The 14,213-nt window shown below is 72.1% G+C and carries 10 protein-coding genes and 1 pseudogene; 5 read left to right on the top strand and 6 right to left on the bottom strand.

Annotated elements, in window-relative coordinates:
- Positions 1 to 167 precede the first annotated feature (167 nt).
- The 3 genes from PV419_RS22905 to PV419_RS22895 are packed head-to-tail and all read right to left on the bottom strand — an operon-like array spanning position 168 to position 6,453.
- Entirely contained in the window at positions 168 to 2,240 is a 2,073-nt protein-coding gene (locus PV419_RS22905) for an AAA family ATPase (protein WP_319691702.1), read from the bottom strand.
- Complete coding sequence (locus tag PV419_RS22900; RefSeq protein WP_319691700.1) at positions 2,237 to 3,907, bottom strand: hypothetical protein; 1,671 nt, start codon at positions 3,905 to 3,907, stop codon at positions 2,237 to 2,239. Before PV419_RS22900 ends, PV419_RS22905 begins: the two co-directional genes overlap by 4 nt.
- Entirely contained in the window at positions 3,904 to 6,453 is a 2,550-nt protein-coding gene (locus PV419_RS22895; RefSeq protein WP_319691698.1) for a protein kinase domain-containing protein, read from the bottom strand. The genes PV419_RS22900 and PV419_RS22895 overlap by 4 nt, the downstream gene beginning before the upstream one ends.
- 161 nt (positions 6,454 to 6,614) lie before the next feature.
- Here PV419_RS22895 and PV419_RS22890 point away from each other — a divergent pair, with 161 nt between their 5' ends.
- On the top strand, positions 6,615 to 7,778 hold the full coding sequence (locus tag PV419_RS22890) for a macro domain-containing protein (protein WP_319691695.1): 1,164 nt from the start codon (positions 6,615 to 6,617) through the stop codon (positions 7,776 to 7,778).
- An 85-nt stretch (positions 7,779 to 7,863) separates the two neighbouring features.
- Here PV419_RS22890 and PV419_RS22885 read toward each other — a convergent pair whose 3' ends face one another.
- The gene (locus PV419_RS22885) at positions 7,864 to 8,574 is read right to left on the bottom strand and encodes a 4Fe-4S single cluster domain-containing protein (RefSeq protein ID WP_319691693.1); all 711 of its coding nucleotides are present in this window, start codon (positions 8,572 to 8,574) and stop codon (positions 7,864 to 7,866) included.
- Positions 8,575 to 8,902: 328 nt separating this feature from the next.
- On the opposite strand from PV419_RS22885, the gene PV419_RS22880 reads away from it, so the two are divergent.
- Genes PV419_RS22880 through PV419_RS22865 form a run of 4 tightly spaced genes read left to right on the top strand, consistent with a single transcriptional unit; the run spans position 8,903 to position 13,366 of the window.
- Complete coding sequence (locus PV419_RS22880; protein WP_319691691.1) at positions 8,903 to 9,586, top strand: hypothetical protein; 684 nt, start codon at positions 8,903 to 8,905, stop codon at positions 9,584 to 9,586.
- Positions 9,583 to 10,359: a hypothetical protein gene (locus tag PV419_RS22875; protein WP_319691689.1), complete on the top strand. Its 777-nt coding sequence runs from the start codon at positions 9,583 to 9,585 to the stop codon at positions 10,357 to 10,359. The genes PV419_RS22880 and PV419_RS22875 overlap by 4 nt, the downstream gene beginning before the upstream one ends.
- Positions 10,337 to 11,923, top strand: coding sequence for a hypothetical protein (locus PV419_RS22870; RefSeq protein WP_319691687.1), 1,587 nt, complete (start codon positions 10,337 to 10,339; stop codon positions 11,921 to 11,923). Before PV419_RS22875 ends, PV419_RS22870 begins: the two co-directional genes overlap by 23 nt.
- 3 nt (positions 11,924 to 11,926) lie before the next feature.
- Positions 11,927 to 13,366, top strand: coding sequence for a hypothetical protein (locus PV419_RS22865; protein ID WP_319691685.1), 1,440 nt, complete (start codon positions 11,927 to 11,929; stop codon positions 13,364 to 13,366).
- A gap of 32 nt (positions 13,367 to 13,398) precedes the next feature.
- Here the strand turns inward: PV419_RS22865 and PV419_RS53340 are convergent.
- Positions 13,399 to 13,566, bottom strand: a pseudogene (locus tag PV419_RS53340) (VapC toxin family PIN domain ribonuclease); the annotation flags it as partial.
- Positions 13,567 to 14,021: 455 nt separating this feature from the next.
- Positions 14,022 to 14,204 carry a hypothetical protein gene (locus PV419_RS22855; RefSeq protein ID WP_319691681.1) on the bottom strand — a complete coding sequence of 61 codons (183 nt, stop codon included), beginning with the start codon at positions 14,202 to 14,204 and terminating at the stop codon, positions 14,022 to 14,024.
- Positions 14,205 to 14,213 lie beyond the last annotated feature (9 nt).

The following is a 14,213-nucleotide window of genomic DNA, read 5'->3' as shown; positions in this document are numbered from 1 at the left end:
GTCATCGGCGCCGAAGGCAGGGCCGGGAGGTGCGGCATTTCCCACGGCCACCCACGAGGTTGACGGCTCAGGCTCCGGTCCTTGTGGGTCCTTCGCCCCCGTTACCCCTCCCGCCTCTTCCGCCTCATCGTCCCCGTCATCGGGAATGCGCACCCAGCCGTCCCTGCTCACCGGCCGTCACCCCGTACCACCCGCAGGTCCAGGGCCACCGTCCCATCCCCGGCCGGACGTACGCCGGTGACGGTGACCACCGTGCCCGCCAGCGCCTCCTGGTCGAAGAGCGCCCGGGCCAGCGGGTTGATCAGATGGGTCTCCAGCAGCATGCCGATGCCCCGGCCGCCGTTGTCGACGTCGGCCGTGCAGTGGGCGGAGAGGGCCTGATGCGCCTCGTCGGAGAGGCGCAGATGCACTCCCTGCTCCTCCCGCAGCACCCGCTGGATGTTGCCGACCTGGGAGTCGAAGATCTCCGCGGCCACTTTCGCGTCGATGTAGTCGAAGACCACCACATTGCCGCCGAGCCGGTTCATCAGCTCCGGGCGGCCGATTTCCTCCACGAAGTGCTCCTTGACGTTGCTCAGGATGATCTCTTCCAGCTGGTGGTACGGCATGCCGGGCTGGGCCACCCGCCCCTCGCGCCGGCCCTCGCCGGTCCGCTTCCTCACCCCGAGGTTGGAGGTGAAGATCAGCACGCACTCGCTGAAGTACGTGGTGACCCCCTGCCCATCCGTGAGCCGGCCGTCCTCCAGCACCTGGAGGAACTTGTCGAGCACGCCCTTGTCGGCCTTGTCGATCTCGTCGAACAGCACGACCCGGAAGGGGTCGTTGCGCACCGCCGTGGTCAGCTCGCCGCCCGCCTCGTAGCCCACGTATCCCGGGGGCGCGCCGAGCAGCCGGTCCACCGAGTGCGGGGCGGAGAACTCGCTCATGTCGAAGCGCAGACAGGCGTCCTCGGTGCCGAACAGCACCGTGGCCACCGACTTGGCCAGCTCCGTCTTTCCGGTGCCGGTCGGGCCCGCGAAGAAGAGCACACCGCGCGGGCGGCTGCCGGGGTGGGAGGCCTGGGCGCCGGAGAGGCCGAGGGCGGCGCGCTTGAGGATGTCCAGCGTCTTGCCGACCGCCTTCTCCTGGCCCTTCACCCGTGAGCGGATGTAGGCCTCGCCCTTCCTGATCTGCTTGCGGACGTACTCCGCCTGCCAGGGGTTGTCCTTGACGCCGAGCTGGTAGATCCGCACCGCGTCCCGCATCTCGGCGAACGTGAGCCCGCGGTCGAGCGCCATGTGGGCGCTCTCCCGCATCGCGCGCAGCGTCAGTCCGGCGGTGGCCCGGGCGAAGGTGTCGATGTCGTGTTCGTCCGGCGCCCGGTCCGCGTCCGGCTGTTCCTTGTCGAGCCGCACCTGCCCGTTCACGCGCCCGTCCCCACCCCCGGACTTGGCGGCGTGCTCCTCCGCGAGCAGCTGGGCCATGCGCCGCCTGCCGCCCAGGTCGGGCAGCGGGATGCCGATCGTACGGACCCGCTCGCTGCCGGCCACCAGCCAGGTCGGCAGGTCGCGTTCGCCGTCGGCGAGCCAGATCACGGGGTTGAACAGCCGCCGCCCGCTGTCCGGGTCCGGGATCGGCCGGGCGTCCTCGGCGAGTTTCAGGCAGTTGAGGAAGAAGTCCCGCTCGGGGTCGCTGAGGCGGGTGACGTCGGTGGGGATGCGGGCGGCGTAGTCGATCAGGAGCACCACGCGGTACGGGTGCTGCCGCTGGGGCGTATCGGGGCGCGGACGGACCTCGGGTGTCTTCTTCTGCCGCTGCCCCTGCTGCTTCCAGCCGGTGACGATCGAGCGCAGGGTGCGTTCGGCCTCGGCCAGGTGTACGGGGGTGTCGGCGCGCTGGGCGCGGGCGGCCCTGGGGGTGTCCCGGCCGTGCAGCAGTTCGCGCACCTCCTGGGTCGCGGGGCCGGTCACGACGGTGAAGCCGTCCGCGATGTCGAAGCGGATCAGCGCCTCGTAGCCCTCCTGCCACAGGGCGTTCCACAGGACCTCGGTGAGGGTGTGGTGGGCGTCGTACTGCCGCTCCGCGCCGCCCTCGTCGGGGTTCTTGTCGTGCCGGACGAGGTGGATGTCCCGGATGCTGCCGTGCAGCACGTACTGGGAGTGCACGCTGAGGGTGCCGACCAGCTCTTCGGCGAAGGCCGGGAGGACGCGTTCCTGGCGGCCGGCTGCCGGGGACGCGGGGGAGGGGCCTGTCTCGGTCATCGACGCCGCTCCTGGTCGTCTCGGCTACGGGCTTTGGGCGCGGGCCGGTAGGCACGGACCGGCTGGGGCTTCTCGCGCCGGGCCGGCTGCTCGGGCGGCGCCCCGAGGTCGAACGTCAGGCTGAGGCCCGCCCGTTTGGTCAGCTGCCGCAACGCCTCCAGGTGCTCGGAGGCCTGGGCACAGCGCCGCCGGTCGAGGTCGCGGTCGGCGTCGGTCTCCTCGTCCGGGCCGCGTTCGCGGTGCATGGTGGCGACCCGGGCGGAGCCGTGCGCGTCCACGCTGACGCGGAGCCAGTGTCCGTCGTCCCAGCCCGGTGGGGTCCAGTCGATCACCTGGGCCGCTCCGGACCTGGAGTGCGTGACCGTCTCGGGCTCCGAGCGCTCGACCGCCGCGCGGATCACCTCCGCGGCGTACGCGCGCTGGTACGCGTCGACCCGCTCGCCGACGCGGGCCTCGACCCTGAGGCGCTCGGTCTTCGTCGGCGTGCTGCCCTTGTCCAGGATTCCCTCCAGGACCGCGATCTCCGCCGTGGCGTCGGGCAGCGGACCGGGGACGTCGGGCGGGACGTCCCGGAGGAAGGCCAACTGCTGGGCCGCCCATTCCTCGGTCTCCTGCAGCTGCTCGGCCTCGCGGGTCCTCTGCTCGGCGAAGCGGGCGGCCTCCCGCAGATGGAGCTTGGCGGCGGAGGGCCGCCGGGCGACGATCTCCGCCGCGCTGGTGATCTTCTCCTCGATGAAGCGGAAGTGCGCCGCGGACACGTTGCGCGGGAGCGTGGCCAGCAGGTCGGCGCCCCGCCGCAGGACCTCGTCCTCGGTGAGCGCGCCCGCCGCCGCGGTGGCGGGCTGCCGCTGTGGGGCCGCGTCCCGCGAGTCGGTCTCGGTGGCGGCCCGTTCGTACTCCTCCAGCGCCTGGTGACGCCGGGCGCGCAGCTTGGTGTGCCAGTCGTCGTCGGCGCCGGTGTCGTGGGTATGGGGTACGGACACCGGGCCGCCGGCGGCCACCATCGTGGCCCGTGCGTACGCGGCCTCGGCGCATCGCAGCCGGCGGTCGGTGTCGGCCAGCCGGCGCCACATCTGCTCCAGGCTCATGCCCGTCAGGTCCAGCGGCGGCGGCACGTCGGGAGGGCCGGGCGGGCCGTCGGGGCCGGCTCGCCGGATCCGGGCGCGCAGTGCGTCGGCGCGGGCGTTGGCCCGGGCCGCGGCGAAGGCGGCGTCCTTCCAGCACGCGGCCGCCCGGCAGGCGTCCAACTGCCGCTGTTTCAGCTCCGCCTGGTCCTTGGCGGCGCGGATGGCGGCGGCCGCGAGCGCTTGCGCACCGGCCATGGTGGCGCGGCCGACGAGCAGGGCCCCGCCGAGGGCGCTCATGCCGATCAGGGCAGGCATCACCATGTCGTGTATCTGGTCCATGGCCGCGTCCACCGCGTGCCCGGTGGCGTGGTGGACCGCATCGCCGAGGTGCTGGCCGAGGTGTTGGCCGATTCCCGTGTCGATGTGGTCTGTCAGCCCGGTGTGATGGGTGACATCCTGCGGTACTCCGGCGTCCGGCACTGTGTTCGGGACGGCCTGCGGAAGGGTGCTGGGTTCCGCAATGAGGCTGAAATCCGGAGGGGGCTCCAAGAGATACGGGACCACGTCGTCGACACTGGCGAGGGCTGCTGCTGAACTCATATGACGTTTCCTGTCCGTGGCGTGGTGGCCGCCGTCCCCCGGCGGCCGGGGTGGGCCCGGTCGTCCCGGCCGCGCAGCTCCGCGACGTAGCGGCGCCAGCCGCGCAGCCGGTGCCAGGTCCACCAGGCGAGGACGGCCACGGTGGCCAGCGGCCACACCCAGGCGGCGTAGGCCACGGTGAGCCACATCAGGCCGAGCGGCAGCAGGATCAGCAGGCCGCGGACCGGGAAGCGGACGCCGGGGCTGCGTATGAAACGGGCGGCGGGCAGCGCGCGGCGGATCAGCAGCCCGGCCAGGGAGCGGTCCGGGTGGTAGAAGGGGCTGCCGATGCGGTACGCCGCCCACATCTCCAGCGCCGGGACGGCGGCGGCCGCCGGGAGGGCCAGCATCCAGGCCGTCAGCACGGTGCTCTGCGCGGACCATCCCGCGAGGTCGCTCAGGCCGATCATGAGGATCCAGGGGCAGACGAGGACCATGGCCCCGCCGAGGGCCCAGCCGAGCGTGGGCAGCATGTCCTGTCGGCGCACCCACAGCGTGGCCACGTCCAGATCGCGCTCGGTGCGCAGGGCGGCGCGCTGTTCGTCGATCCGGCCCTGCGCCTCGTCCGACTCCTGCGCGGCGAACCCGGCCAGCCACTCGGCCAGCTGGAGCCGCACCAGGTCGTCGGGGTCGCGCACCAGCCGGTCGTACCAGGCCACCGGCTGCGGCAGCGCGGCCCGGGTGCGGGCGGCCCGGTCCCCGAGCCGCCGCTTGTGCGCCGCGGGAGCCGCGGCGAGCGACAGGAGCGCGGCGAGCCGGGTGTGGTCGAGCCGGGTGGCGGCGCGTACCTCGGCACGTGCGGCGCGCAGCAGGGGCGACTCGGTGACGACTTGGTCGACGGTGTGCTCCCAGCGGGACCGGGCCGTCAGCCACCGCTGGTGCACCTCGCGGAGCCCTTCGCCGCCGGGCCGTTCCTCCAGCAGCGGCAGGATGGTGTGGTCCTGAAGGTCCTTGACGACGGAGAGGGCGAACTCGTCGCCGCGACCGGCCGCCCGCAGCAATTCCCGCAGCCCCGCGGGGTCGAACGGCACCCCGCGGTAGGAGGCGTCGAGGGTGGGGCCGAGCCAGCAGATCAGGCGGACCAGGGTGACAGGGCCCGGTTCACGCGGCGGAGCCGCATATTGTTGCGGTTCCAGAAGGACAAGCAGCGCGGCCAGTTCCTCGGCGTCGAAACCCGGCCTGCCCTCGAACTGGCGCAGCCAGTGGGTGAACTCCCCGCGGGCGCGCCGCCGGGCGAGGGTGTGCCGGGCCTGCCGCCAGTTCTCGCTGAACGCCCTGGCCAGCTGCTTCGGCCGGGTGTACTGCTCGCCGAGGAACGGATACGGCTCGACGTCCGGGTCCTCGGTCGGGTCGGATGCGCCGGGGGCGGTGCCCTCCTCCCAGGGGGCGATCGGTGGCGTGCCGCCCACCAGCCACTGCGCCACCTCGTCGGTGCCCCAGCGGTGTTCGGGGTCGCGGGTGAGCAGCCCCTTGCAGAGCAGTTGCAGTCGGGCGTCGGTGACCAGCGCCAGGTCCGGGGCGCGGGAGCTGATCTCCTCCCGGACGAAGTCGTTGTCGGTGAACGGGACGGGGTGCCGTCCGCCGGCCATCTCGGCCACGATCATCCCGAGCGACCACCAGTCGGCGGGCGGGTGGATGAGCTGGTTGCGCAGCGACGCCTGAGGGGACATGTAGAGCGCGGTGCCGACCCAGCGCTCGTCGCGGGTGTAGCGCTCGGCGGGCTCGTAGGCGGAGACGGCGAAGTCGACGAGGGCGAGGTCCGGGGCGTTCGGGGCGTCCGGGTCGAGGCTGCCGAGCACGACGTTGGCCGGGCTGAGGTCCCGGTGCACGACGTTCAGCTCGTGCAGGGTCGTGAGGGCCTCGTGCAGCTGTCGTACGACGCGGTGGATGAGCGCGGGGTCGACGGGGCCCGGGTTGTCCTTGAGATATCTCGCCAGGTCGGTCTCGCCGTAGGACGGGGCCAGGTCGTACGGATGGCCGTCCGCCCCGGTGTCGTCGGTCTCGGCGAAGTGGGTGAGGTGCCGGCGCGGGTGGTCGCGCAGCAGCTCCCACACCGTGCGGTCCGGGCCGTGTCCGCGGTGGTACCACTTGAGGATGTGGGTGCCGCGGTCGTCCTCGACGCGGTAGACGGCCGCCTGGTACGGATGCTCGGGGCGGCGCAGCACGGCCCGCAGCCGGAACCGGTCGCGCAGCGAGAGCGGCAGCAGGGCGGTGTCCCCGCGCAGGTCGCGTCCCCTGTGCGCGGCCTGCGCGGGTCCCGACCCGGGGACCTCGGCCTCGGTGGGCACCCCGGCCGCCGCGGCCGCCGGGGCCGTGGGCGGGGGCGACGGAGGCGGTGGCTCCTCGTGTTCGGTGGGCGGCGGTCCGGCGCCGTACTCCTGGAACTCGTCCGGCGTGCCGTGTTCCTCGCCGGGGGCGCGTTCCTCCTCTTCCTCCTCTTCTTCTTCCTCTTGTTCTTCCTCTTGTTCGTATTCCGTGGCGGGCGGGTCCTCGTGGGGCTGGGTCATGTCGGCACCTCGTGCGTGGGCGGGCGCTGTCTTTGTTGATCAAGAGCGTCATGGCTACGGGAAATCGGAAATGTGTTCCCGCATGGCCGGGAATTGCCGAGAACGGCAAAGGGCGACGCCAACGATTTCCTCTTTCCGTGGCCGTCGCTAGCCTGGTGACCATGAGTCAGGAGACATGGCCGTCAGATCTGCCCACATACGATCAACTCCTGAACGAACTGAAAGACATCCGCAGGCCGGGACTGGCCGACCTGCGCAGAACCGATCGGCCGGCGCTGCGCGCGGCGGCCTTGGCGGGCGGCTTCTGCGACGGCCCCGACGACGCCCCGGCCGGTATCGAGGCCCTGCTCAAAGAGGCCGTCCGGCGGCTCGGGGAGAACGGTGTGCTGGGCCGCGCCGCGGCCCACACCTTCGGGCTGCTCCCCGACCGCCGGGGCGACCCCGCCGCCGACCGCCGCAAACTGGCCGCCGCCGTGTACGGGGTCAGCACCGAGGGGTTCCGCAAGCGGCAGGAACGGGAGGTGATGGAGCAGCTTGCCGAGGCCGTGCTGGCCATCCTGCGGGAGCGGCTGGGCTGCCCCGGCGGGCAGCCGCCGCCCGGCCCGCCGCCCTCCGACGGGCCTGGCGGACAGGGCGGACAGGGCGAGTCGACGACCGGGCCGGGCGGACAGGGCGGCCGGGCGGGTCAGGAGCCTCCGCTGCGGGTCGAGGGCGTGCCGGTGGTGGACGCGCGTAGCACATTCACCGTGCATGTGTCGCCCATCGAACTGCTGCGGGACATCGAGGTGCTGGTCTCCTCGGAGAACGTCTACCTGGAGATGTCGAAGACCTTCCGCCCCACCGTGTCCGGCGCGCTGCGCCTCGCCGCCGCCGTACGCGACCCGGCCGGGGAGATCGTCGACGACGTGCTCGCGCGCGAACTCGCGGCGTGGCTGCGCGCCCACGGCCGCCCCGGCCTGCCGGTCCGGCCGGGCACGGTGGTGCCCACCTCGTCGGGGGCGCTCGCCTCCCGCGGCGTCCGGCGGATCTACCACGCCGCGGTGGCCACACCGGAGGAGGACACGTACCACGTACGCCCGGAGAGCATCGCCCGCGCGGTCAGCGCGTGCTTCGCGCTCGCCCGGGCGGAGCGCGACCGCTACCAGCCGGCCCTGTCGTCCATCTGCTTTCCGCTGCTGGGCACGGGTCGGGGCGGTCTGCCGCCGGCAGTCAGCGCGACCTGGCTGCGCTGGGCGATCCGCGACGAACTCGCCCGGGATGCCCGCTGGCGGGTGCATCTGGTGGTCAGGAGCCGGGAGACAGCGGAGGCCGTGGGCGCGCTGTAACCGCCACGCCGACGGTGCCGACTCCGGTCGTGCCGACGCCAATCGTGCCGACTCCGGCCGCGACCACTTCCACCCCGGCCACCGTTCAAGGCCGCCAGCTGGGCCCCGTGAGGCGGATCCCCGCCCGCCGCAGCCGGCGCTCCAGCGCCGCCAGTTCGCCGCGCCGCGGCACTCCGTAGAGCCGCACATCGCCCTCCCCCTCGACCACTTGCAGACGGGATCCGCTCGCCGTCCGGGCCAGATGCGCCTGGTAGCGCGCCCGCCCCAGTGCCGTACGCGGCACCATGCGCTGGTTTGCCGAGCCGCGCCAGACCAACTCGGTGGGCTCGGCCACCCGGAAGCGTCCGGTCACCACGACATCGGCGTGGCGGACGGCGGCGGAGCGCGCCGCGTCGCGCTCCACTTCCTCCTCCTCGTATCCCGTGTAGAGGAGGAAATCGACTTCGCGGCCGGACGCCGGGCCGCCCGGCGCCACCGACTCCTCGCGGGCCTTCGCCGCCCCGGCCAACAGAGCGGCCAGCCCGGCCGGTTGATCGAGCGGTTCGCCGCCGCTGACCGTCAGCCCGTCGGCTCCCCGCTCCAGCGCCGCGCGCCACAGCCCGAGCAGGGACGCGACCGTACGGGAGGTGCCGCCCCGCGGGTCCCAGGTGTGCCGCGACATGCACCCGGCGCAGGCCAGCCCGCACCCCTGTAGCCAGATGCCCAGCCGCCGCCCCGGCCCCAGGGTCTCGACCGGGAAGTGCGTCTGGCTGACATGGAGCAGTACCGGCTCCCGGCCCATGGGGGCGATGTCCACCGGCCCGCCTCCTTTCCCGCCTGGTTCGGCCGAACCCGTTGTCAATTCCATGATCGATATTGCGTGATCGATAACGTGAAGTCCGCGGAACCATTCCAGTATGACCTGGCGTCAGGCGACTACGGGGGCGTTCTCCGGTCGGCTTCCGGGCGTTTTCGGGGGTGGCATGGGCGGGGAGCATTCCCGGGTATGAGCTGACCGCTACGGTCTGAACAGGTATTCGGCTCGATTGTCGCGCCGCGTCGGGAAGGGAAGCGGATCGCCGCTTCCGTGATGCTGCCATCCGGAGCCGAATTCCACGCCGAGGGAAATCGGGGGAGAGATACCCATGATCAGATCCGACAGCGTCAACCGTGTGGTGCGGCGGGGGCATCTCGGCCGCACCGCGCGCTTCAGGGCCACGTGGCGAGGCAAGCGCGACGGCGAGCGGGGCGTACCGCGCATCCCCATCCGGTATTTCGAGGGGCGGCGGGACGCGCCGCCCGAGCTCTTCGAGCCCCCGGACCCGGACGAACTGCCGCTCCCCGCGTACGTCATGGAGGTACGGACCACGGCCCGCCGGGCCATGGAGCAGATGCGCTCCTCGATGATCGGGCGGGAACACACCCTGATCAGCAGGTTGCGCGCCGAGTCGGTGCGCGTGGTCACCCAGTACGACGTCCGGAAGGACCCCAGGCCCGCCGCCCTCGCGCGGTACGGCCATTGGGTGGGCCAGTGGCGTACCACCGTCGACCGCTGCCGCTCCCATGCGCAGGCCGTCGCCGACCAGGCCAACCAGCAACTCGCCTGCTACTGGGACGCGGTGCGCGCCACTCACCCCCAGTTCGTCCGCCTCGCCGGGCGCCCGCCCGGGGACTGGCTGCCCGGCCGGGTGGAGCTGGACCCGTCCTGGCACCGGCCGGACGTCTGGCTGCTGGCCGACGACGAGGGCGCCCGGACGGCCACGTCCCGGGCGCTTCAGATACTCGAGCGGCAGAACACCCACCGCGCCGACGGGAGGAGTGCGCGATGACCGTCAACACCCCAGCACCCAAGGGCCGACCGCGCCCGGCCCCCCGCCGCGCGCTGACCACCGCGCTGGTGCTCGCCCTGGCGGCGACCGCCGCCACGGCCTGCGACGCGGTGTCGGGCGAACCCAAGCGCTACTCCCAGGCCTGCGGTGTGGTGGTCGACGGCTCGGGCTCGGCCGCCGCCGACAAGACCGGCTTCGACGCGGAGGCCAAGCTCAAGGCGACGCTGAACACCTTTCTGTCGGACAACAAGTGCCGCAAGACGTCCTTCGCCCCGATCACCAAGGTCTCCCAGGCGTCCAAGTGCCAGGTCAGCCCGCTCGACCTGGACCCGGACACCTCCAAGACGGCCGACCGCGACCGGACCCGCAAGGCCATGCGGGCGGTCGCCCTCTCCAACGCGCTGAAGCTGCTGCGCTGCGCACAGGATGAGGAGCCCGGCTCCGATGTGCTGGGCGGCCTCTCGCGCATCGCGCTGACCAAACCGTCCGACGACGACTCGTTCGATGTGCTGGTGGTGAGCGACTTCGACCAGGGCGACCCGGACTTCCGGCTGGGACGGCAGGACCTGTCCACCGCCGCGAGCCGGGAGAAGACCATCGACGCCTTCCTCAAGTCCCACCACAAGCCGGAGCTGTCCGGCGCCGATATCTATCCGGTGGGTTACGGCATGAAGTACCACACCGACACCTCCCGGTACGACCAGTTCAACTCCTTCTGGACGGAGCTCCTGGAGGGGAGGGTGGAGGCACATGTCCACACCACATACCGTTAGCGACGATGAGGAGCCGCAGCGGCTGAGACTGCGCCGCCGCAGGCCCGACTCCGACCGCGGGCGCCGCCGGGGCCGTGCCGCCGCGCGCCACTTCCCCGACGGGACGCTGCCGCAGCCGGAGCCCGTCGAGTCGGACCTCATCCGCGCGGGCGACAGCGCCTGGCTGCGCGACCGGGCCCGTAAGCACGGCGCGGCGGCCGGCTCCCGGGAGGTCTACGACCCCTGGGTGCTGGGCAGCCCGGACCGGATCCCGTACTTCGCCGAGCTGGCCAGCCTGCGCGACCGCGTCAAGTACCGGCTCACCGAGGAGTCGGCGCGCGCCGAGGAGGACGGCGCGCTGGAGGCCGGCCGGGTGCGCGCGGCGGCCACCGCCGCGGGTGAGCGGCTGGCGCGGGCGAACCGGCGGCGCACCGGTCTGGAGCGGCAGCAGATGGTCACCACCGCGCAGCTGGACCGGCTGGCGCGGCGGGCCGACCGGTGGCAGACCTTCCGTGACACCGTGCGGGGCAGCTTCGAACGGCGCTGGCTGCGCAACCGGATGCCCCCCGACTGGTCCGACGGCACCGACCCCACCGGCCCCACCAACAACGCGAACGGATCCCACCGCCCCGCCGCCGACCGCCGAGCGGCCCAGTACCGCGACGACGAGCCGGAGACCGCCCGGGACCACGCCCGCTGGCAGGCCGTGTCCGAACACGACCCGGCGGCGGAGGACGCCGACGGGTTCGACCGGGCCCTGTCCACCAGGGCGGCCTGGGAGGGCGCGGCGGCCCGCCCCGGCATGCCGCGCTGGATCAAGATCGGGGTGCTGGGGCTGCTGATCGCGGTCGAGTTCCCCGTCTACTACACGGTGTTCGAGAATCTGCACGGTGTCGGGGCCTTCGCCAACCTGCTCTCCGTCAGCCTCACCGTGGCCGTCGCCGTGGCGATGATCCTCGCCCCGCACATCGGCGGCCGGATCCTGCGGCACCGCTCCGCCACCGGCGCGGTCCGGCTGTCGGCCGTGCCCGCCCTCGCGCTGATCGGCGTGTGGGCGTACGGGGCCTGGGCGCTGGGCGATCTGCGGGCCAAGGTGGCGTTCAAGGAGGAGCCCCCGCTGGAACTGCCCCCCGACGTGGCCCAGGAGGTGGGGGACAGCGTCAGCAACCCGCCGAGCCTCATCGAGTCCCTGCACCTGGATCCACACAGCGTCTCCTTGATGTTCGTCGCGCTGCTGCTGCTCTCCGGAGGTATCGCCTTCCTGATCGGACTCGGCGAGGAACACCCGTATCTCGCGGCGTACCGCACCACCGCCGAGCAGCTGCGGGAGCTGGAGCGGCAGACCGAGGCGGACACCGCCGGTCTCGAGCGCGCCAAGGAGGCCGAGGCCACCCTGGACACCCGCGCCGGAGCCCGCCGGACGGCCCATGAGGCGCGCCTGTACGCCGTCGACGCCTTGTACGAAGCCGCGGCCCACGCCTATCTGGACGGCCTCGCGGGGCAATCCGCGGACCCCGCGGTGACCGAGGCCGCCAAGACGCTGTCCCAGCAGTGGCCGCTGCTGCCGCACTCAGAGGTCGGGTGACCGATGGAACCGGCGGGCGAGGAGCAGTACATCCTCATCACGCAGTGTCTGCAGAACGACTTCTTCCTGAATCTGGACTGTCAGCTGTCGCTGCCGGAGAGCGCGGTGTCCAAACTGCTGCTGGACAGCGAGGGCGGTGAGACCCTCCGCACGGAGGGCCACCGCCGGGTCCTGCCCGAGACGGAATCGCGCCACTCGCCCCTCGCCCGCTTCCTCGACGCCACCGTCGGCTCCCGCATGCGCGGCCACGGCGACGGGGTCCTCCATCTGATCAACATCCGCGACTGGCATGTCCCGGGGGAGGCGTACGACCTTGAACGCAGGCAGTACGGCGCGCACTGCGAGGCCGACACCTGGGGAGCGGCGTACGTCGACGGCCTCACCGACCTGCTGGCCCCGGAACCGCCGGCCCCTGGGGGAGCCGAGGACGCCTGGGGCGGCAGGCTGCGCGTCCACCACGTGCGCTCCAACACCCTCTACGACTTCCAGGACACCCCCGCACGCCCACCCGGCCCCGGCCCCCGCGAGCCCTCCCCGCTGGCCACGCTGCTGGACGAACTCCTGGCCGACGGCCGGCACGAGACGACCCACGTCGTCGTGATCGGCGTCCTCACCGACATCAAGATCCAGCTCCTGCTGACCGGCATCCGCTCCCGCTACGACGTCCGGCAACTTGTCGTCTCCGACGCCCTCACCGCCAGCCGCACCCTGGAACGCCATCTGACCGCCCTGGACTTCTGCCAGCGCGTGCTGCGCGCGGAGGTGATGGGCGGCCTCGCGGAACTGGCCCGCTTCCTCGGCTCCCGCCCGGACGACGACCGCCGGCTGTCCCGGGGCGGGGAGGCGGAGTTCGCCGGCTACTCCTCGTACATCCAGGACAAGCAGGGCATCCTCTCCTACGAGGACGCCCGGCTGCGCGACTACCGCATCCAGACCTCCGAACGTCTCAGACAGGCCCAGCGCACGGTCGGCTTCGCCAGCAAGTTTCTTCTGGGCCTGGGCACCTGCCTGCTGCTGACCGCCCTCCTGCTCTCCCTCCTCGACGTCTTCTTCCCCGGCCGGGTCGGCTGGCAGAGCCCCGCCGTCCTCGGTGCCCTCGGCGCCGGGCAGATCGTCACGCTCTTCTTCACCCGGCCGGTCAGATCCGTGCAGGACGCCCTGGCGGAGGAGACGATCTACCGGATGGTCCTGGAGAGCCGCAGCCTGAAGGTCGCCCTCGCCCGCTACCACGTCACCACCGCGAACGCGCTGCGCAGGCACGACGACATCGGCTCGCAGTCCGATGCGCTGGAGCGGCAGCTGGAGGTTCTGGAGAAGATCGACACAGCGGACTTCGAACGCCTCAAGGGCCTCGGCGTCACCCCTCGCGCCGACCAGCCCGGCCCGGGAACCCGGGGCGCCCGTCGCGCCCGTACGCGCCCCGGCGCACGGTCACCGCAGTAAGTCCATCCGTCGGGCGTGACGCCATGCTTCGCTCACTTGCCGGGTTCGGGGCCGTACCATTGGCGTGCTTGGCCCGTCACGGTCGCGATGCATGCGAAGTCCCGGTCGCGATGGAGCAGAGTCAGCCCCTGCAGTTCTGCCGTGGCGGCGACGACCAGGTCCACGGCTCCGGCGCTGCGGTGCTCCCCGCGCTTGGTGCGCTCGAGGAGCTTCCAGGGTGAGCCTCTCTCGGCGGTTCCCCCGCGGGCCGGATCTCGTAGCGATTTGTCGGCCGCCTTGAATTTGGCCGTGCGGATATCGAAATACCGCGTATGGTCGACTGTTCCCGTGGTGACGCCGGATGTGTTGATGAACGTCCATTCGGCGTGCCAGGGTCCATCTGCCATGCGTGATCACTCCGGGCGAAATGTTCTGCGGGTTCTATCTGCGCGAGGGGCCCCGCCCGTCTGCCGTGGCGCAGAGCTCGGACGGGCCGGTGGCCCTCTCGGTCGTTCGAACTGCCTTGACCTTGCGGTGAGTTTGAGGCAACGACACGCCGATGTCGCGGTGTCCGCGATCAGCTGGTCAAATGGACGGCCGTCCGCTCGGTCCGGCCGAGCAGTTCAGCGAAGCTGGGCACGCTCGACGGCATCGCATGTCTCCCTGATCATCGGGATCATCCGGATTTCCCTTGTCCGTTCTTTCTCGGGCCGATGCACAGCACGATGAAGAAGACGACGGTGCCGATCAAGCCGAGATCCTGCCATAGGGCCGAATAGTAAAGTGCGCCCGGCGTATTGGCTTGCTGCGTCACCGCAACACAGAAGACGAGCCCGATAGCGGACTTCCAGCGTTTCATGCGGCAGAG

Origin of the sequence: Streptomyces sp. ME19-01-6 (genome assembly GCF_033793745.1) — a bacterium.
Taxonomy (GTDB): Bacteria; Actinomycetota; Actinomycetes; order Streptomycetales; family Streptomycetaceae; genus Streptomyces.
This window is presented reverse-complemented; position numbering and strand designations above follow the sequence as displayed.

Excerpts from the sequence above, each read along its gene's own strand:
- PV419_RS22855 (WP_319691681.1), bottom strand. The coding sequence starts at position 14,204 with ATGAAACGCTGGAAGTCCGCTATCGGGCTCGTCTTCTGTGTTGCGGTG.
- PV419_RS22865 (WP_319691685.1), top strand. The coding sequence starts at position 11,927 with ATGGAACCGGCGGGCGAGGAGCAGTACATCCTCATCACGCAGTGTCTG.
- PV419_RS22870 (WP_319691687.1), top strand. The coding sequence starts at position 10,337 with ATGTCCACACCACATACCGTTAGCGACGATGAGGAGCCGCAGCGGCTG.
- PV419_RS22895 (WP_319691698.1), bottom strand. The coding sequence starts at position 6,453 with ATGACCCAGCCCCACGAGGACCCGCCCGCCACGGAATACGAACAAGAG.
- PV419_RS22880 (WP_319691691.1), top strand. The coding sequence starts at position 8,903 with ATGATCAGATCCGACAGCGTCAACCGTGTGGTGCGGCGGGGGCATCTC.
- PV419_RS22875 (WP_319691689.1), top strand. The coding sequence starts at position 9,583 with ATGACCGTCAACACCCCAGCACCCAAGGGCCGACCGCGCCCGGCCCCC.
- PV419_RS22905 (WP_319691702.1), bottom strand. The coding sequence starts at position 2,240 with ATGACCGAGACAGGCCCCTCCCCCGCGTCCCCGGCAGCCGGCCGCCAG.
- PV419_RS22900 (WP_319691700.1), bottom strand. The coding sequence starts at position 3,907 with ATGAGTTCAGCAGCAGCCCTCGCCAGTGTCGACGACGTGGTCCCGTAT.
- PV419_RS22890 (WP_319691695.1), top strand. The coding sequence starts at position 6,615 with ATGAGTCAGGAGACATGGCCGTCAGATCTGCCCACATACGATCAACTC.